This window comes from Geitlerinema calcuttense NRMC-F 0142 (genome assembly GCF_030285425.1).
Genome location: NZ_JASVEJ010000035.1, coordinates 40,901 through 59,839 on the forward strand (window position 1 = coordinate 40,901; position 18,939 = coordinate 59,839).

Here is an 18,939-nt window from a genome sequence, read left to right on the forward strand (position 1 = left end):
TAATCCCCATCTTAGAGTTTTCTAAGGTATCTATTTTAACACCGTAATTTAGGGGAAGTCGCGATCGCCCCTTTACCCTGGAAGGGCCGGATTTAACCAGCGGATAATTTCTTTCTTGAGTTGCAGTTGTTCGCGGTAGAGAAACTCTTGCTTTACCCATTGTCCAAGGGCATCAAATGCCGTAAACTCTCGACCCGTTGCCCAGGCGATATCTTGTCCCAAGGGCGTCACATGGCTTCCCGGTAAAATTTGCAAACTCACCATATTGGCATAGCGGTATTGCAAAATTTCAAAAAGATTGGTGGTTTGGTCAATGGTATCGTTGGTAAACTTCACCAACAGATTGCGGCGAATGGGGTACGATTCGGCAATCAGCGTATTCGTTTCTATCGGCCCCGGCGTAAATTCCACATTAAAAGCCGGATTAATATTGAACTGCTGGATAAAAGGAATCGCCTGACTCGCGGGGTAATTATTATAAGAAATCAGAATATTGCCCGCCCGTTCCACCTCAAACAGGCTGTTAATCAACAAGTGTAGCTTGCAGCCCATACTATGACCCAAACCATAAATTGGGAGATAGCGCCGTCGCATCGCTGCAGTGGCCTGCAAGCGGTCTAAGGCGGTTTCAAAACTATTTAACACCGACCGGGCGATCGCGCCATGATCGAGAGTATTGACAAACGGCGTCGCAATTATCGCATAACCTTGATGGGCTAACTGTTCCAACAACCACCGATAGGTCAGTTGGGGGCTGTGGCCACAAAAGCGCCCCTAAAAATGTACGATCGCAATAGGGTGACGGGGAATAATCACCCAGTTTCCTGCAACTTCCTGCCAATCCATTAACCCAGCCCTGTCTTTAATCCTTCGCAATACTCTTAGTGTAGATGAATGCTTTTATTTCGGTCGTGGGACAAGACGCCGCCGTGAATTTATTGCAAAGCGCGATCGCCAAACAGCAGATCGCCCCGGCTTACCTATTTGTCGGGCCGTCGGGAATTGGCAAAAGTTTGACCGCCCAAGCCTTTATCGAGGCGTTATTTTGCCACGGGTTAAGCGAGGCGGACGCCCTCGTTACCAAACAACGCCTGCGCGATCGCAACCACCCCGATGTCCTTTGGATAGAACCCACCTACTCCCACCAAGGTCAGCGCCTCACCGCCGCCGAAGCCGCCGAAGCCGGACTGAAGCGCAAAACGCCCCCACAAATTGCCATTTCCCAAATTCGCGACCTCAACCCCTTCCTCGGTCGCCCTCCCCTGTGGGCTAACCGTTCCCTGGTGGCGATCGACCAAGCGCAAACAATGGCAGAAGCGGCGGCTAACGCCCTCTTGAAGACCTTAGAAGAACCGGGAAAAGCCACAATCATCTTAATTGCCCCTAGCGTTTCTTCCTTGCTGCCCACCATTATCTCGCGCTGCGCGGTCGTCCCGTTTTACCGCCTGGGGACGGAAGCAATGGCCAAGGTGTTGAAGCGCCAAGCCTACGGAAACTTACTAGAACGCCCGGAAATTCTGGCACTTGCCCAAGGCAGTCCTGGAGAAGCGATCGCCGCCTGGGAACAAATGCAAGCTATTCCCCCCAACTTACTCGAAAAGTTGGCAACCCCTCCGCAAACCTGGCGATCGGCCCTGGAACTGGCTAAGGATGTGGATAAAATTCTCGATACTGAGGCGCAATTGTGGCTAATTGACTATTTACAACAAAGTTATTGGCAAAAAAACTACCCCGTCCCCCTGTTGCAAGCTTTAGAAACGGCACGTCGCCAACTCCTGAGTTATGCAAATCCGCGTTTAGTCTGGGAAGTGATGCTGATGGGGATGTGCGCTTAGGGGCTGTAGGTTTGAGTTCGCCACCAAAGCGCGATCGCCATTACGGTAGAGGGGAATAAAACCACCCCTAGCGCTAGCATGGAACTTGGGGGGAGATCTAAAAACGGCCCGCCATATTTAATCGCCACAGATAGCAGTAACGAGGCGACCAGGACTTTGAGGATAAAATTCACCGTAGCACTCCATTTACAAAGGGCGATCGCGCGACTCTAATTGTCTAATCCGTTGTTCTAAGCTAAAATCGCTCGTTCCGGCGATCGTTTCTAGATTCGCAATCCGATCTTCCAATTGTCTGAGGCTTTCGGCTTTATCGAGTTGCTTCTTATCCGACAGCCAAACCGCCGCCGTTCCTCCAGCAGCCCCAGCAGCAATTGAAATGGGTAACAAGACGCTATAGCGCATCCCGGAGGCAAAAATGACGCTGAGTGCGATCATCCCCGTCGCATAAGACCAAATCGTTTTAGTCGTTTTGCTGCGAATATCCTCTTGCGATTGTGGTTCGCGATGGTTTGACATCAGCCGATTCCCAATTCTGGTCTATCTCCAGCTTAACTCAGGATGCTTCTGGGGCTGAAACGATTACAATTCTAAAGAGCGATCGCCCATTAGAGAGAACGCATGGTTATTGAGTGGTTACGATTTCAGGTTCCTACCGCCTTACGAGAAAAGTTTATTCAGCTAGACGATCGCATTTGGAGTCCCTTTTTAGCCAGTTACCCCGGCTATCTGAGTAAAGAGATTTGGATTAACCCGGATGAGGAAACAGAAATTGCGATCGCCATTCGTTGGGAAAGCCTAGAAGCCTGGAAATCCATCCCTTCCGAACGCCTCCAGCAAGTGGAAGCTGAATTTTCCCAAGCCATGTCAGGAGACTATCAACTCCTCGAAGGCAAAGCCTATCAAGTGCGAAAATTTCCCCAAACCTCCCCCACAAGCTAGAATGGGCAACTAGCGGGCTTTTTCAGGCTTGCTGCGCCCCGTTAGCCTTTCTAACTCACCATGCCGGAGTGTCCCACCTGCCATCAAACCGTTGATGCGAAAGCGCTAAACTGTCCCTATTGTCGCACGCCCCTCAAAGCCTTCGGTCATCCTGGGATTCCCCTGCATCGCGCCACCGGAAGCGAATCCCTCTGCGAGACTTGCACCTACCACGCCGACGACACCTGCAACTATCCCCAACGCCCCGACGCCCGCGAGTGTACGATGTATCAAAACCTGGCTGAAACCCAGCAGCAAGAAATGATGCGCCATTCGTTAGCCAACCGTTCTGGCTTCGATCTGGTTTCTGTGCAAAAGTGGATTCAAAGAAATCCCCTAGTCACGATTTTGCTGGCTTTAGTGCTAGTCAGTTTATTGCTAGCTCAATAGGGATGGCGATCGCTACAAGACTTTTATAAAGAGTTCAGGAAGTTGAGAAGGTCTTTAAACGAAGGGCAGCGATCAGAACAAAGCTCCAAATTTAGCATTTCCGCTAATTCAACATTCATATTAGTGCTATAACGAGGCTTTCTCTTTTCGTTCATTGATAATTTGATCAATTCTTCCTTGGGTTTTTCAATTAGGTGAGGATTTTGGGTTGCCTTACCTTGTCCCCGTCCAACATATCTAACAACCTCTGGATCGGACCAGAACCAAGCTTCTAACTCTTCAATCGGAATACAGATATGTTTATTAATTCCCTGAATTTTAGCAGATTCTTTCTCTAAGGTATCTCGCAGTTTCTGTTCATTATTAAGGGTGTTATTCTGGGGGTTACGATCGAGATCGTGGAGAATGATAAAAGCAGTACAGCCTTCATTAGATAAAACCTGAATTTTTGCTGCTAGCTTTCTTCGTAATGTACTACAGCCTTTAGATGCCCACGACTTCGTTTTCATCTGGACACCTAGCACGCGATGGACAATTTTCCGGAGTGCATTGCAGTCCGTATCATCTTCAGCAATTAAGGCAATCAAACAATCACTCATCAAGAATGCCGCTGTAAAGCCAATCGCCTAAGTCTCCTTGTTCGTCAAGATATTCGACGACTTTTCGGATCTCTTCTTCTTGTAACTTACGAATATTTGTCCGTCCCTGATTTCGATAAACTAAATTGAGTTTATCTGGGCTAGTCCACGCTACAACTTGGGGTGAATGAGTGGAGAGAATCAAGTTTCCGTCAAAAGTATATGCTTCAATTTCATTGAGTAACTTGTCTAACATCCCAGGATGAATTTGAGTTTCAGGTTCTTCAATAATTGTGGTTGCACTAGGATAAGAAGAAATTATTTCTAGGAGAATAGATAAAACCCGTAGCGTTCCATCAGACAGCAATCCAAGATTGATGCCATCAATTAACACAGATGATAAATATTCGTCACCTTCTCCCCTTACCTTCTCTTTAGAACTCTCACTTAAAACAAACTTCTGTTCTGTTATTTTACTGCCAAGTCCAACTCGCTGACACACCTTTTCAAGTTCGCTAAGCTCTTCCGTATCTAGAAGTCGAAGTATTTTGCGAGCAAGGTTATCGACTAAACCCAATGAACCTGAAGCCATCATCCCTCTACCCGATACCCGTATGAGAGAAGGACGCCGCCTAGAAGTTTGGCGAATCGGAATTTTTCCAAGAAGGCGAACTCCCCTTAAAATGGCACGAATCCAGCGCATCTCATCAGGTAGCTTTAATCGCGCATTTTCTGGAAGATGCGCTTGTCGCAGCGAACTCGTATTTCCTAGGATAGTAATAACAGGTTCATCCCCCTGTCTCAGGGTGGTTACTCCAGCTTCAGTTGTCCATAATACTTCTTTATTTTCATCAAGATATTGGCAGCTTTCATTCCAAGAAAACTGGCTTTCTTCTGAGCTATCACTTGTAGATTCATCTATATCTGTATTGTCTGTTGAATGAGGAAAGAATATTAGCTCGTACCGATATCCAAGCCGACGCTCAGTTGGTGTTAGAACTTCTATTTCTAATATTTTTGGAATACTCTCGCTATCAAAGAATCGAAACGGGTTTAACCGACCAATAGCCGATGATGAGATTGCATCAAATCCTTCGAGTATCGCTGACTTGCCCGCCCCGTTACGACCCACTAATACTCCAACGCGATCGCGCAGAGATACTGATACTCGACCGCCTAAAGCAGTCCAACCGTCAAGAGTAAAAGATAAGAGGCGAGGCTGATTGGTATCGGGCAAAATATAGTTTTTCCTTTTAGGCTAACGATTTCAGTCAATTTTACCTGATGATAGTTCTATTGACTGACTATCCTAGAGTAGCTTGCTAAGATAATTTCCGATAACTCTAGACTTCAGCAGCCGTAACTTCAATAGTGGGTACGTTATCTTCTGGAGGGGGTTCCATCACTTCATCTTCCTCTTCTTGGAAGACGGCGAGATCGAACCAGAAGGTTGTTCCTACCCCAACTTCGCTGACTAACTGAACGCGGCTGTGGTGTTTTTCAATAATATTGCGGACGATGGATAAACCTAAGCCCGTTCCTTCGAGGGTGTGAACGCGGTTTTCTACCCGGAAGAAGCGATCGAAAATGGCTTCTTGATCTTCTGCATCAATGCCAATTCCGGTATCGGAAACTTCAATGCGAACCAGGTGATTTTGCAGTTTGTGAGATTGGGAATCGACCCATTTCCCTCGTTCTGATTCTAAGTCGAGAAGATAGGCGCGGATTTTGACCTGTCCGCCCGGTTCGGTGAATTTTAGCGAGTTGCCAACCAGATTGGTGAAAACTTGTAACAAGAGGTCATAATGCCCTAAGACTGGGGGTAAATCGGCTTCAATGTCTTGAGAGAGTTCGATTCCCTTATCTTTGGCGTTGAGTTGATAGGTTCTTAGGGTTTGTTCGATGGGTTGGGCAATTTCTACCGCATCAAAATGATAAATTCGGCAGGATTCCAAGCGCGATAAATCGAGAACATCGTTAACTAGGCGGGTTAAGCGATCGGTTTCGTGATTGGCGGTTTCTAAGAAGTCGCGGCGTTCAACTTCTGTCAGTTCGTCCCCATATTCGTAGAGGGTTTCAATAAAGCCTTTGATGTTAAAGAGTGGCGTTCTTAATTCGTGGGAAACGTTGCTGATAAACTGACTTTTGGCTTCGTTGAGTTCGACTTCGCGGGTGATATCCTGCACTGTCATGGCGATCCCTTTGAGGTTTTCGCGATAGCGATCGCCCAAATGCTGCTTCTGTTCATCCTCTTCGTACAGAATACACTCAGTTGCCTGCGATCGCTCTGGCAAGTCGCACCGATCCTCTGTCTCGCTTAAACAATGCTGACACAAAGCTTCCTCATCGCTGGCCCGATGCGATAATACAGTCGTTAGGAGAATGCGAACGGTTCGGTTAACGGGTTCTGTAAGGGTAATCCGATATTCTGCCCCCTCCCGGCTGCTACCTGGTAAAGTTCCGGCCGCAATTTCCTTTAAAGGTCGCGTCAGCTTCACTTGGATCGGGGGTGGCAAGTGTTTAATGACAACATCGCCAGTAATATTTTGATTTTCCCAATTGAAAATCCGCCGCGCTGTTGGATTCACCAAAATAATCTGTAAATTGGTATCTAGCAGCACTGCCCCATCGGCGATTGTAGAAACCAAGGTTTCTAACTTAGCTTTTTCTGCCGTCAGTTCTTCAATATTTTGCTCTTCATAGCTTTCTAGGCGTTCTGCCATTTCATTAAAGCTAAAAATCAGTTCTCCGAGTTCCCCACCTAGCGGCAAGTCAATGCGCTGTTTAAAGTTCCCGGCTGCAATATTTTTCACCCCAACCAGTAACTCTTTAATCGGTTTGGTAATGGTTAAGGCATTAAAGACCGCCCCTAAAATCACCATTGCCCAAATCGAGACAAATACTGCTATGGTGACATCGCGAGTCAGGTTAGAAGACGCGACAACCGTAGGATTCGGGTTAATTCCAATCGCCAGAACGCCTAAATACTCATTTTGATGTCTTAAAGGCACAAACACATCCGTCACTTCCCCATCTGGCGTCAGGTGTTGGCGAACCAGCGGTACCTCTTCATTAGCGGCGTAGTTATCGGGAAGTTGAATGCGCCGTCGGATCGTCAGGGAGTTTTGCACTTCCGACTCCCAAAACGGAATTCCGAAGAAAATATTGCCCTGTTCGTCTGCATACAGCATATAACGGACGCTAGAGGTGCTTTCGTAGAAGCGTTGCGAAAAACGGGCCACCTCTGTCAGGTTATTCTCGGCGACTAAGGGGGCAACGTTTGCCGAGAGTAATAAACCCAGGTCGCGACCGAAACGCGTATCATTAAGCCGCGCATCTTGTTGAATGGTATTGACTGCCCAGAAGGTCAGACCGCTCATAATTAAGGACACCACCAGGGTAGCGGCGGCCATTAATTTGGTCTGGAGGGTAAACTCCGACCACCAATGGGCAATAATTTCTCCGAATCTTTTTAGCAAGGTCAGCATAGTGCATTCAAACTTAAAAATTAAAAATTTGTCATTTTTAACTTTTAATCCTACTCGCTCATTCTGACACGATGGCCGATATCTCGCCGATAGTACATTCCCTCAAATTCAATCGCTTCGCAAGCGCTGTAGGCGATCGCAAACGCTTGGTCGTAGGTTTCGCCCACCGCCGTGACGTTGAGTACCCGTCCCCCATCTGTCACCAGTTGGCTGCCATTGAGTTTAGTTCCTGCATGATAGACGATCGCGCCCTGGCTTTCGGCTGACTCTAATCCGGCGATCGCTTTATGCTTGTCAAAACTCCCCGGATAGCCTCCCGAAGCCAGCACCACGCCCGCACAAACCCCCGGTTTCCATTCAATTTTCGGGATGCTCGCTAAATTCCCTTTCGCAGTCGCCAGCAACAAATCTTCCAAAGGCGTAGCCAACAATGGCAAAATTACCTGGGTTTCTGGATCGCCAAAGCGACAGTTAAATTCAATCACCTTGGGTTCTCCCTGGGGGGTAATCATCAACCCAGCGTAGAGAATACCGCGATAGTCAATTCCCCGGTTCCGCAGCGCTGCCACCGCAGGCGCTAAAATCTCTTGGTGAATGCGGTCTAGTAACTGGGGCGTCACAATTGGGGCGGGTGCATAGGCCCCCATCCCTCCCGTATTGGGGCCAGTGTCTCCTTCACCGATGCGCTTGTGATCTTGGGCGCTGAGTAAGGGGCGAATGGTCTGTCCATCCGTTAGCGCCAATAGGGAAACTTCTTGCCCGGTTAAACATTCTTCAATGACGAGTTGCTTACCCGCATCGCCAAATTGTCCTCCAAAGGCAGCAGTAATTGCCGTTTTAGCTTCTTCCCAGGTTTGGGCAACGGTGACACCCTTCCCGGCCGCCAAACCATCGGCTTTAATAACGATAGGGACGCCTTGGGATTGAGCATAGGCTTTAGCGCTGGCTTCGTCGGTAAAGACCTCGGCTTTGGCGGTGGGAATACCGGCCTCTTGCATCAGGGCTTTTGCCCAAGCTTTACTCGACTCAATTTGCGCGCCCGCCTGGGTGGGGCCAAAAACCGTGAGGTTTTGCTGGCGAAGGAAGTCGGTGATGCCTTGGGCGAGGGGGACTTCAGGCCCAACGACAATTAAAGAAATTTCATGGACGAGGGCAAACCGGGCAATGCCTTCAAAGTCTGTCACCCCAAACGCCATGTTGCTACAGCGTTCTAAGCTGGCAGTTCCGCCATTTCCGGGGACGCAGACGACTTTTTTAACGCGAGAAGATTGTAAAAGGGTGCGCGCGATCGCGTGTTCTCGTCCACCACTACCAACCACCAAAACCTTCACGTTGTTCTCTCACCTTTGCCACTCAAAATGCATCTAATTATGCCACAATGTTTGATTTTCAGTAACTTTAACGAGACTTTGTGACTGCTTCTTTACAAGCAGCCACGACCTGCTGCGTCCTCACCGTTAATATTCATCAATTCTTGCTGGAGTTCGTTTATGAGCCGGGAAATCAGCATCCGCAATTTCGGGGTATGGTTTGGGATGGTGTTGAGTCTGGGGGTGTTGGGGTTGGGTTCGCCTGCGATCGCAGCCCGCAGAAACGCGCCGGATCGCTTTCCTCCTAACCCATTGGAGATCCAAGCCCCAGATCCGCTATTACCGAACCCTAAAGCGCCGTTAAGCGGCTCGGAAGCCGAAGCGTTAGGGGTAGCTTTAGATGGACTCAATCTAGAGGCTCTGGCGCAACTCAGGGCGGGGGATCGCGCACAAGCATTTGAAACCTGGTATCGGGAACTGCGCTTGCGTCGGGCGTTGGGGCCGATGGCGGAGGTGGAAGCCTTGGGACGAGTGGGGAGTTATGCTTGGGGAGAAAATAACGCTCCAGTTGTTCGAGTCATTACCCGCCGCTTAGAGCAAATTCAAGCCACCGCCCAAACCCAAAATCCTCCAGATTGGGGCGTATTGCGGCAGTTAGGCGCGGCGTATCAGCAACTTCGCACCCCCGAACAGGCGATCGCTATTTACGAGCAACTTCTAACCCATGCCCGGACTCAGGAAGACCGCGCCTCTGAATTAGAGACGTTGCAAACAATGGGGCAATTGTATCTGGGATGGCTGAATTATCCAAAAGCAGGGGCCATTTATCAGGAGTTGTTAACGGATGCCCAGGCTAGAGGCGATCGCAATTCCCAAATTACCCTCTATCAACAGCTAGCCTATATCTACGATCGACAACAACAGGTGCAACCCGGTATTGACGCGCGGCTGGCTTTAGTGGAACTCTACACCCAAGCCAATCGCCTGCGGGAAGTTCCTCAGTTAAAATTAGCGATCGCCGCTAACTACGAAACCCTTGGCGAACTGCAAAAAGCCGCCACCCAATACGAAGAAGCCTTTACCCTGGCTCAAACCCTACAACAGCTAGACGATGCCGCCATTGCTTTAGAACGCTTAGGTCAACTCTATCGCCAAGAGCAACAACTTGAAGCTGCCCTAGAAGTCTATAAAATTCTGCTATTAGTCAACTCCCAAGCCTACGATGTCTACGGGATGATGAACACCTACGATCGCATGGCTCAAATCAGCCTCTCGCGCCAAGACTATCCCCAAGCCTTAGCTTCCTACCGCCGAGCCTTAGCCCTCGCCGAGCAGTTGAAGATTCGCCGCAACCATTTTATCCGCCAAATAGAGCAAATCGATCGCCAAATGAACCCCACCCCGCCGCCGACTACCCCAGATCCGCTCTAAAAGCGATCAAAATTAAGGCAAAATAGGGGTGAATCTGATGGCTTAACCCGGCTCGACGGGACTTCAGGATCGTGAATAATAAGTAAAAGATAATTAACGTCCCGCAATTCATGGATATTACGGAGTTTTTTCAACAAAGTTCGGGTAAGTGGTTTTCTCAGCGAACTGCTCACCACCTCGCCTTTAAACAAACAGAGTCGGGTCAATCGAATATTGAAATTGCCATGCTAGAGGCAAACGATCCCGCCATTGCCAAACTCTGCGAACAATATCAAATCGATCCGGCTTTGGCTTTATGTGGCGCTCGCGTTTCGTGGAATGGCACGATGGACTGGGATGAAGAAAAGCATAGTGGTTCTACTGTTCTAGTTCCTGTTGCCGATCCAGACAAGCCGAATGAGGGGAAACTACTACGCGAAGTGGGTTATGCCGAAAAGGTCCCCGTCGCTGGACGTTACGTGATGGGTGACGATGGTGCTTTAACCCTGATCACGGACTACGAAACCATGTATTCTGAGGAACGCTTGTGGTTTGCTAGCCCCAATTTGCGATTGAGAACGAGCATCCTGAAGCGGTTTGGCGGCTTTAGTATGGCGTCGCTGTGTTCGGAAATTCGCATGGGGGTAACGGCTCCACCCCAATCCTAAAATTGGGGAGAGACGCGGATTCACGTCTCTCCCTGCGGGGTTATTTGCGTTTAAATAGACCAGAAACTGCATTAGTGACGTTTGCAACGGTGTTTTGAATTAAATTCCCTGCACCGGGTTGCGGGGGGACAGCAAGCTGGATGGGTTCGTCTGCAAACTCTTCGCCTTTGAGTTTGTAGCCGTACTCTAGGTTTTGCTGGTTTTTCCGCAGAATGGGATACAGGCGAAAAGCACCTTGGCGCAAGTCTTCTAAGTTGGCGAAAATCGCTTGGTTAATTTGATTGCTGCGATTCACGGTCAGAGAGCCAACGGGGTACCAGTTTTTTTTATCTTTGATCCGAGCAAAAATCGCAAACTCTGGCATCCCTTTAGAGGACATTTTTTCATATTGCTTTTCCGCTTTGACGCGTCGAGCCGTGTTGCTGCTGTTTTTCTGGGGTTGCGGTTTCCCAAATCCTGTTTTAGCGGGCATTGTGACGGATTCCTGAGAGACTTTTACAAAAGTTTATAATATTTTGCGGGGTCTAAACAACTTATACAATTTTACGATTCCCAGACAATCCACCGGGGTCAGTCGCTCTTGTGGGAATTGTCGGGGGAGAAAGCAAATTGAGGTTCGCACTTTGGCTAGATGTGCCGGGTGCAAAACTCTGTTTGTCTGATTAAGACGCGCAAACCCAACATAACCTTTATGATGATTGGGAGGCGAAGCGATCCCAAAAGGGCGATCGCATCTTCTTTCAAGCAAGGACTCGACCAATGGGATACATTATTTCCACTGTCAATATGAAAGGTGGCGTTGGGAAAACGACGCTAACCGTCAATCTCGCAACTTCGCTCGCCAAGCATTACAATAAGCGGGTTCTCGTCATAGACCTAGACACGCAAATTAGTGCAACGCTGAGTTTAATGCAGCCATCTCACTTCGCGAAACTCCGCAAAGAACGGCGTACCTGTCGCCAGCTCATCGCCAAAGCCATTAACCCGCTGGTTCAGTCTAACTATGCAATTCAAGACTTGATTCAGCCGTACATTTGTGCTGTCAAAGGGTTAGATTTATTACCCGGAGACATCGATATGTACGATGAATTTTCAGTCTCAGAAATGATGTACGAAAAAGCCGCTTATCACGAAGGCGCAAATCAATCTCCTCGCACCGGCCCCACCAATTTTGAGCAGGTTTGGAATAACTTTGAGCGCGTGCTAATTCGGGGGATTTTAAGCCCTGTAATTTCCGAATACGATTTCATTATCTTAGATTGCGCTCCCGGTTATAATCTTCTCACCCGCAGCGCTCTCACGGCTAGCGACTTTTACATGCTTCCGGCTAAACCCGAACCCCTATCGCTGATTGGGATTCAGTTGCTTGAAAGACGGTTAGCCCGGTTGCGAGAAGTCCATAAAGATACGAATCCTTTGAACATTGAAATGTTGGGAATTGTCTTTACAATGGCAGGCGGATTGATGAATCGCTACTACCGCCAAGTTATGAATCGCGTCACGGAAGATTATAGCGCTGCCAAAATTTTTAGCACGCGCATTCCCGCCGATGTCAATGTCTCGAAAGCAGTAGATAGCGGAATGCCTGTTGTTTTAGCTCATCCGGGTTCAGCAGGGGGAAGAGCCTTTCAACGTTTAACTCAAGAAACGCTACACAAACTTGAACTGATTGCAGGTAAAAAGGAGCAAAAAGTTAAAGTCAATCTAGCAGAGTTGGAGTAGGGGAATAGTACCGAGTTCCGAGTACCGAGTTCCGAGTAGCAGGAGAATCACAAGTGCAAAGTTTTGGTTTGGGGTTAAGGAAAAAGTACAAAGTACAGATTTCCGTAACCCCTTCAGAAAAGCCCACTCAGCACTCAGCACTTTACACTCAGCACTTAGAAAAGCACTTTTAAAACTCCCCTGCTAGTGCAGCAATGCAACGCTCGCAGATTTCGGGATGTTCTGAAGATTGTCCCACGTAGGGAGAATAGTTCCAGCAGCGATCGCACTTTTGTCCATCTGCCTTGGTAACACCCACTGCTAGCCCCTCAGATTTTAGCTGATGCTGTAACCCTTCAATTGCCGTTGGGGTATCTACTAATTCCACCTGCGAAGCCAGGAACAGATAGCGCAACTCATCCACCCCATTCGTCAGGATAGCCGGAGGGGTGAGGGAGGGCGTTGTTACAGAGGATTGAGGTTGAACGGCTGTTTCCCCAGAAGTGGGTTGAACCGTATCTTGGGGTGCCGGTTTAGCGGCGTCGTCTCCAAAATACTGCGTTTTAACAGCCATGACATTCTGCCAAAGCTCTTGACGGGTGGAGGCTTGCAAGCCATAACGGGCAACCCCCCAACCGAAAACGCCAATCCCAACAATCTCGAAGAAGAAGCCCACCAGGGGTAATTTCAGTACCGATTCTGCCACCGATAAACCAAAGTTTAACGCCGCGATCGCCAATAAGATCCACAGAACATTCAGCAAGGGTTTCTGATAGCGGTTATACCCTTCCCCCAAGATTTCCGGGAGTTCAGAGATATAGCGCAAGGCCCGATCCAGATATTGCGCCGAGGTTTGTAACACCTCTTCCACAGGTTCGGGCACCGGAACTTCGGCTGAGGGGTCGCTAGCTGGCTCTGCGGGCGTTGGTGCTGGCGCAGGGGCGTTTGCGGTCTCCACCGTCGCTTCCGGGGCAACCAGCGCGTTTAAGGCGTCTCTGAGCGGTTCATCAGAGACATATAGCAGTACCTTCGCCTCTAGGGAAGAGCCAATGGTTTTCTCTGTTCTGGCTTGTTCGAGAACCTTATTAACTTCGCCGCGTACTTGGCGGAATTGCTTCCAGGTTTTCGCCAATTCTGGCTGATGCCATTGCGGATCGAGTTTTACCCAACCTGCGGCAAAGACCGAGGCGTGGGGGGTAGGATAGGGGAGATTTTGCCAGATATCTTCTGCCATGTGACAGAGGACGGGCGCGATCGCCTTTGCTAGAGTTTCGAGTGCGATCGCTAAAACCGTCTGACAACTGCGCCGTCTTTGAGCATTCACCGCGCTGATATACAGCCGATCCTTGGCAATATCGAGATAGAAATTGGATAAATCGATCGCGCAGAAATTCTGCACCGTTTGGAAAAAGCGGAAGAACTGATAAGACTCAAACGCCTCCGTCACCTCCCCAAACACTTCCGTTATCCGGTGCAGCATATACTTATCGAGATCCGGCAACTCCTCATAGGGAACCGCATCCTTAGCGGGGTCAAAATCATCCAAATTCCCCAACAAAAACCGCGCCGTGTTGCGAATCTTGCGGTAAACATCCCCCAATTGCTTGATGATATTTTGTCCAATCAGCACATCCGAAGAATAGTCTACCGACGACACCCACAAACGCAGCACATCCGCACCATAAGCCGGGTCCGTCTTCTGATTCGATCCGCCTTCAATAATCGCCATCGGATCGACCACATTCCCCAAAGACTTACTCATCTTCCGGCCTTGTTCATCTAACACAAAGCCATGAGTTAAAACCGTCTTATAAGGTGCATGACCATTCGTCGCCACGCTAGTCAGCAAACTTGACTGGAACCAACCCCGATGTTGATCTGAGCCTTCCAGGTACATATCCACCGGGTAGCCTAATTCCGGACGCTGTTGCGCCACCGCCGCCCAAGAAGAACCCGAATCAAACCAGACATCCATCGTATCGGTGCCCTTATAATAGTTCTTCCCATTATTGCGATAGGACTCTGGTAACAATTCCTCAACCGACAACTCCCACCACGCATCCGAACCACTTTTCGCGATAATGGCTTGGACATGCGCGATTGTTTCCTCATTCAACAGCGGTTCGTGAGTTTCCTCATCGTAAAATACCGGAATCGGTACCCCCCAACTCCGCTGGCGCGAAATACACCAATCCGAACGTTCCGACACCATCGCCGTAATCCGGTTTTCCCCTTGCTTCGGAATCCATTCCACTTCCGAAATTGCCTTCATCGCCTCTTCCCGGAAGCCATCCACGCTAGCAAACCATTGCTCTGTTGCGCGGAAAATCGTCGGTTTCTTCGTCCGCCAGTCGTAGGGATACTTATGGACGTAAGCCTCTTCCTTCAGCAAAGAATTGGCTTCCGTCAGCGCCTTGATAATTTCGCCGTTAGCATTCTTAAGGACATTCAACCCCGCAAACGGCCCAGCTTCGGCTGTAAAATCGCCATTCTCATCCACCGGAGACAAAACCGGCAAACCGTAGCGCTGACCCACGATAAAATCTTCTTGACCGTGACCGGGTGCAGTATGGACTAAACCCGTACCCGATTCCGTGGTGACATAATCGCCGCCAATCACAATCGGACTTTCCCGGTCAAACAGGGGATGCTTGTAGGTAGAATGTTCTAAATCTTTACCTTTAATCTTGGCTTTCACCGTTAGCGGCGTTCCCAAGGTTGCCGATAGCCGTTCAATCACCTCTGCTGCCACTAACAAATACTTGGCGTTAGCGGGTTCGTAGTCTGGGTCAGCTTCCACTACGGCATATTCTAATTCTGGATTGACTGCAACCGCCAAATTTGCCGGAATCGTCCAAGGCGTCGTCGTCCAGATCGCCACCCACAGCGTCTCTAAATAAGGCTTTAACGCGGCGGCAGCTTTTGAGAGCTTTTTCATCTTAAAAGCCGCGTAGATACTCTGTGAAGTATGACCTTCCGGATACTCCAACTCGGCTTCAGCCAGCGCTGTCTTAGAACTTGGACTCCAGTGAACGGACTTTAAGCCGCGATAAATATAGCCCTTGAGAACCATCTGCCCAAAGACTGCAATCTGAGCCGCTTCGTATTCTGGTCTTAAGGTTAGATAGGGGTTATCCCAATCTCCCCAAACGCCAAATCGTTTAAAACCTTCTCGCTGTTCCTCAACGGTTTTCAGCGCAAAGTCTCGCGCCTTTTGTCGCAGTTTCAACGGGGTGAGGCCTTCCCGTTCTTTGGCAGACATATTCTGCAAGACTTTCAATTCAATAGGCAACCCATGACAGTCCCATCCCGGCACGTAACGACCCTTACGCCCTTGCAGAAGCTGATATTTGTTGACGATATCCTTGAGGATCTTATTCAGGGCGTGACCCATGTGCAGCGACCCATTGGCATAGGGCGGCCCATCATGCAAAATAAAGGCTTCGCCAGGGTTGTTCTGCGACAAGGTTTCGTAAATTTGATGGTTGGCCCAAAACTTTTGGAGTTCGGGTTCGCGCTTGGCTGCGTTAGCCCGCATATCAAACTTAGTCCTGGGCAGATTAACAGTATCTTTGTAGTTATTTGCGGCTGTCACAGTCCAATACCGATGGCTTATACAGGGTTGCTCAACCATTATGGGCTAGAAGCCGATCGCGCTTCAAGTTTCTTTGCGTTCCTCTGGGGAAGATTCTGAAGCAGAATGAGTAGACTGTGAAGCCTCAGAGCCAGTATCTTCAGGTGTTTGAGCCGCCTCAACTAAATCTGGATCTGGAGAATTGGGTCGTTGTAAAACTTCTTCAGAATCTGGCGACTCTGGGGAGGATGACAGGCTATCCGAAGTTTGAGCGGGTTCAACCAAGTCAGTCTCTGGGGAAGTGGCTGATGGCACCTCTTGTTCGGCGGTGGGTAAGTGGGTTTCTACAGAGGCAACTTCTACGGTTTCCGGTGGGGTCAAGGCTTCCGCTGGAGGAACGATTTCGGGAACCGTAGGCGCTTCGCTAGCATCGACGGATGTAGTGTCTACCGGGGAAGTCTCTTCTAAATCTCCAAAATCAAAATCCTCATCTATGCTCGTTTCAGCCGCCGGAGGAGTGGCTGTTGTCGGAAAAGGTTTAGAGGTGGGTTGAGCTTTCGGCTTTTTAGCCAAGCGCGTTTTCACAAAGCTGACTAAGCGGCCGGCTTGAGCAAAAGCTTTAGACTGGGGTTTTTTGGCGGTTGGAGATTTAACTTCTGTGGGTTTTACTGCGGGTGGCTCAGGGTTCTCAGGCGCTTCATCTGCGGGGGTGGAGATAGCCGCGTCTGGAGATTGTTCGCCAGCATCTATAGGCGTTTCTGGGGTGGCTACGGCGGCGATGTCTTCTGGCGTTTCTGGGGTTGCGGTATCTTCTAGTGTTTCCGGTGTTACAACAGTTGCAGTATCCTCTGGCGTTACGACAGTTGCGGTATCTTCTGGAGTAACAACCGCTTCTACCGTCGAGGGCTTTTCTAAGGTTGTTTTAACGGGAGCAGTTGGCTTCAATTTCCCAGTCAGCCGCTGGGGAAGCTGCTTCAAGCTATCGATAAGTTTAACGGGTAAATCTTCAGAAACGGGGGTTTGTTGAACGCTAGGAGTCAGGGCGCGTCGCATCATTAAGGTTTGCCACCCTAGCCAGCCGAGGAGAGCAACACTGGCGGTTTGACCGAGGAGAAGACCCCCTCGAATCTGACCGGCACACACCCACAAAACCAGAGCATAAAATAATCCTACGCCACTCCAGATAAAATCTCCTTTGCGATAAACTTCTGGGAAAAAAAGGGCTGCGGTGTATAGGACTAGACTGCCCAAACCGACAGCAAATGCCAGGATGTATGCAAGCATTGGCTAGGTCTCCCTGCGATGCGATCGACAAACACGTTTTAGTGGTTTACACGGTCATTTTACCCTTCAGATAGAGGCTTAATGTCTTCTTTACGGGACAACTTAGGAGATCGAGATACCCTGAAAGGGAATTTGTCCTCGATCGATCTGTGCTGTAGGTATTAGTTAGAGACGTTTATGACACAGCAAAAACAAAGCTTTGGGGTGATTGGTTTGGCCGTAATGGGGGAAAACCTAGCGCTGAATGTAGAGCGTAATGGGTTCCCGATTTCTGTTTACAACCGAACTTCCACGAAAACGAAGGAGTTCATGGCGGAGCGGGCCCAAGGAAAAAATGTCAAAGATACTTATTCTATTGAAGAGTTTGTTGAATCGCTAGAACGACCCCGCAAAATTTTAGTGATGGTAAAGGCTGGAAAGCCTGTAGACGCAGTTATTGAGCAACTTAAGCCCCTCTTAGATGAAGGGGATATGATTATCGACGGTGGGAATTCGCTCTATGAGGATACGGAACGCCGCACCAAGGAGTTAGAGTCTACGAAACTGGGTTTCGTGGGAATGGGGGTGAGCGGTGGTGAAGAAGGCGCTCTCAATGGCCCTAGTTTGATGCCAGGAGGGACGGAACAGGCCTATGGCGAACTGGCTCCGATTTTGACGAAAATTGCAGCCCAGGTGGATGATGGCCCTTGCGTCACCTTTATCGGGCCGGGGGGCGCGGGTCACTATGTCAAAATGGTACATAACGGGATTGAGTATGGCGATATGCAGTTGATTGCAGAAGCCTACGATTTACTCAAAAATGGGTTGGGTTTAGACCACAATCAGTTACATGATGTGTTTGCTGAGTGGAATGAGACGGAAGAACTCAATTCGTTTTTAATTGAAATTACGCGAGATATCTTTAAGTACATCGATCCGGAAACGGGTCAGCCGCTGGTTGATGTCATTATGGACTCGGCGGGTCAAAAGGGAACGGGACGCTGGACGGTGGTCAGCGCTCTAGATTTAGGGGTCAGCATTCCGACCATTACGGCGGCGGTGAATGCTCGAATTCTTTCGTCTTATAAGGATCAGCGGCTCACGGCTTCTAAGCAATTAACCGGCCCGACTCACAAGTATCAAGGCGATGCGAAGGCGTTTGTCAACAAGGTTCGCGATGCGCTCTACTGCTCGAAGATTTGTTCCTACGCTCAGGGGATGGCGCTGTTGAGTAAGGCGTCTGAGGATTTTGATTATTCTTTAAGCCTGAGCGAAATTGCCCGGATTTGGAAAGGGGGCTGTATTATTCGGGCGGGCTTCCTCGATAAGATTAAGACGGCTTATAATGACAATCCCAAGTTGGCGAATCTGCTGCTGGCTCCTGAGTTTACGCAGACGATTTTGGATCGACAGGAGGCTTGGCGAGAGGTTTTAGCTACGTCTAATTATTTGGGAATTCCGGTTCCGGCTTTTAGTGCTTCGCTGGATTATTTTGATAGCTATCGGCGAGCGAGTCTCCCGCAAAATCTGACGCAGGCGCAACGAGATTTCTTTGGCGCTCATACCTACGAACGGGTAGACAAGCCGAGGGGTGAGTTCTTCCATACGGAATGGACTCAGGTGGATAAGGAGTCGTTGCAAACCGGAACGACGGATTAAGTAAGACTGATTCAAGGGGCGCGACAGTTCGCGCCTTTTGGGTTTTACTGGATGAGAAAACCTCGATCTTGATGTAGCAGAACTG

At 49.2% G+C, this 18,939-nt stretch carries 16 protein-coding genes and 1 pseudogene; 7 read left to right on the forward strand and 10 right to left on the reverse strand.

Going from position 1 to position 18,939, the window contains the following annotated elements; translation table 11 throughout:
- Window positions 1-72: 72 nt before the first annotated feature.
- Window positions 73-846 (reverse strand): annotated as a pseudogene (locus tag QQ055_RS09165) (DUF1350 family protein).
- Window positions 847-890: 44 nt separating this feature from the next.
- On the opposite strand from QQ055_RS09165, the gene QQ055_RS09170 reads away from it, so the two are divergent.
- Entirely contained in the window at window positions 891-1,835 is a 945-nt protein-coding gene (locus QQ055_RS09170) for a DNA polymerase III subunit delta' (protein WP_283358118.1), read from the forward strand.
- On the opposite strand, the gene QQ055_RS09175 is transcribed toward QQ055_RS09170, so the two are convergent.
- Together QQ055_RS09175 and QQ055_RS09180 are read right to left on the reverse strand one after the other, a co-directional pair.
- Entirely contained in the window at window positions 1,832-2,008 is a 177-nt protein-coding gene (locus QQ055_RS09175; protein WP_198931434.1) for a hypothetical protein, read from the reverse strand. The genes QQ055_RS09170 and QQ055_RS09175 overlap by 4 nt on opposite strands.
- Window positions 2,009-2,021: 13 nt before the next feature.
- Complete coding sequence (locus tag QQ055_RS09180; RefSeq protein ID WP_283358117.1) at window positions 2,022-2,351, reverse strand: hypothetical protein; 330 nt, start codon at window positions 2,349-2,351, stop codon at window positions 2,022-2,024.
- A 102-nt stretch (window positions 2,352-2,453) separates the two neighbouring features.
- Between QQ055_RS09180 and QQ055_RS09185 the strand changes: the two genes are divergently transcribed.
- The gene (locus tag QQ055_RS09185; RefSeq protein WP_284477119.1) at window positions 2,454-2,774 is read left to right on the forward strand and encodes a TIGR03792 family protein; all 321 of its coding nucleotides are present in this window, start codon (window positions 2,454-2,456) and stop codon (window positions 2,772-2,774) included.
- A 60-nt stretch (window positions 2,775-2,834) separates the two neighbouring features.
- Window positions 2,835-3,203 carry a zinc ribbon domain-containing protein gene (locus QQ055_RS09190; protein WP_284477118.1) on the forward strand — a complete coding sequence of 123 codons (369 nt, stop codon included), beginning with the start codon at window positions 2,835-2,837 and terminating at the stop codon, window positions 3,201-3,203.
- 23 nt (window positions 3,204-3,226) lie between these two features.
- Here the strand turns inward: QQ055_RS09190 and QQ055_RS09195 are convergent, their stop codons facing one another.
- From QQ055_RS09195 to purD, 4 genes are all read right to left on the reverse strand, one after another.
- Window positions 3,227-3,790: a DUF4276 family protein gene (locus QQ055_RS09195; protein ID WP_286004597.1), complete on the reverse strand. Its 564-nt coding sequence runs from the start codon at window positions 3,788-3,790 to the stop codon at window positions 3,227-3,229.
- A gap of 4 nt (window positions 3,791-3,794) precedes the next feature.
- Window positions 3,795-5,018, reverse strand: a complete 1,224-nt coding sequence (locus QQ055_RS09200) for an AAA family ATPase (protein ID WP_284477116.1) — start codon at window positions 5,016-5,018, stop codon at window positions 3,795-3,797.
- A gap of 106 nt (window positions 5,019-5,124) precedes the next feature.
- Complete coding sequence (locus QQ055_RS09205) at window positions 5,125-7,269, reverse strand: HAMP domain-containing sensor histidine kinase (protein ID WP_286004598.1); 2,145 nt, start codon at window positions 7,267-7,269, stop codon at window positions 5,125-5,127.
- A gap of 50 nt (window positions 7,270-7,319) precedes the next feature.
- Window positions 7,320-8,600 carry a phosphoribosylamine--glycine ligase gene (gene purD, locus QQ055_RS09210; RefSeq protein ID WP_284477115.1) on the reverse strand — a complete coding sequence of 427 codons (1,281 nt, stop codon included), beginning with the start codon at window positions 8,598-8,600 and terminating at the stop codon, window positions 7,320-7,322.
- Window positions 8,601-8,759: 159 nt separating this feature from the next.
- On the opposite strand from purD, the gene QQ055_RS09215 reads away from it, so the two are divergent.
- Together QQ055_RS09215 and QQ055_RS09220 are read left to right on the forward strand one after the other, a co-directional pair.
- Complete coding sequence (locus tag QQ055_RS09215) at window positions 8,760-10,010, forward strand: tetratricopeptide repeat protein (protein WP_284477114.1); 1,251 nt, start codon at window positions 8,760-8,762, stop codon at window positions 10,008-10,010.
- A gap of 110 nt (window positions 10,011-10,120) precedes the next feature.
- Window positions 10,121-10,657, forward strand: a complete 537-nt coding sequence (locus QQ055_RS09220) for a phycobiliprotein lyase (RefSeq protein ID WP_069967826.1) — start codon at window positions 10,121-10,123, stop codon at window positions 10,655-10,657.
- 40 nt (window positions 10,658-10,697) lie between these two features.
- Here the strand turns inward: QQ055_RS09220 and QQ055_RS09225 are convergent, their stop codons facing one another.
- Complete coding sequence (locus QQ055_RS09225) at window positions 10,698-11,129, reverse strand: HHL1-like protein (protein WP_069967827.1); 432 nt, start codon at window positions 11,127-11,129, stop codon at window positions 10,698-10,700.
- Between the two features lie 287 nt (window positions 11,130-11,416).
- Between QQ055_RS09225 and QQ055_RS09230 the strand changes: the two genes are divergently transcribed.
- On the forward strand, window positions 11,417-12,379 hold the full coding sequence (locus tag QQ055_RS09230) for a ParA family protein (protein ID WP_069967828.1): 963 nt from the start codon (window positions 11,417-11,419) through the stop codon (window positions 12,377-12,379).
- A 169-nt stretch (window positions 12,380-12,548) separates the two neighbouring features.
- On the opposite strand, the gene ileS is transcribed toward QQ055_RS09230, so the two are convergent.
- Both ileS and QQ055_RS09240 read right to left on the reverse strand, forming a co-directional pair.
- A complete protein-coding gene (ileS, locus tag QQ055_RS09235; protein ID WP_349775338.1) occupies window positions 12,549-15,896 on the reverse strand; it encodes an isoleucine--tRNA ligase in 3,348 nt (1,115 codons plus the stop codon).
- Between the two features lie 120 nt (window positions 15,897-16,016).
- A complete protein-coding gene (locus tag QQ055_RS09240) occupies window positions 16,017-17,216 on the reverse strand; it encodes a Ycf66 family protein (protein WP_283358111.1) in 1,200 nt (399 codons plus the stop codon).
- Between the two features lie 177 nt (window positions 17,217-17,393).
- On the opposite strand from QQ055_RS09240, the gene gnd reads away from it, so the two are divergent.
- A complete protein-coding gene (gene gnd / locus QQ055_RS09245; RefSeq protein WP_069967830.1) occupies window positions 17,394-18,854 on the forward strand; it encodes a decarboxylating NADP(+)-dependent phosphogluconate dehydrogenase in 1,461 nt (486 codons plus the stop codon).
- Window positions 18,855-18,939 lie beyond the last annotated feature (85 nt).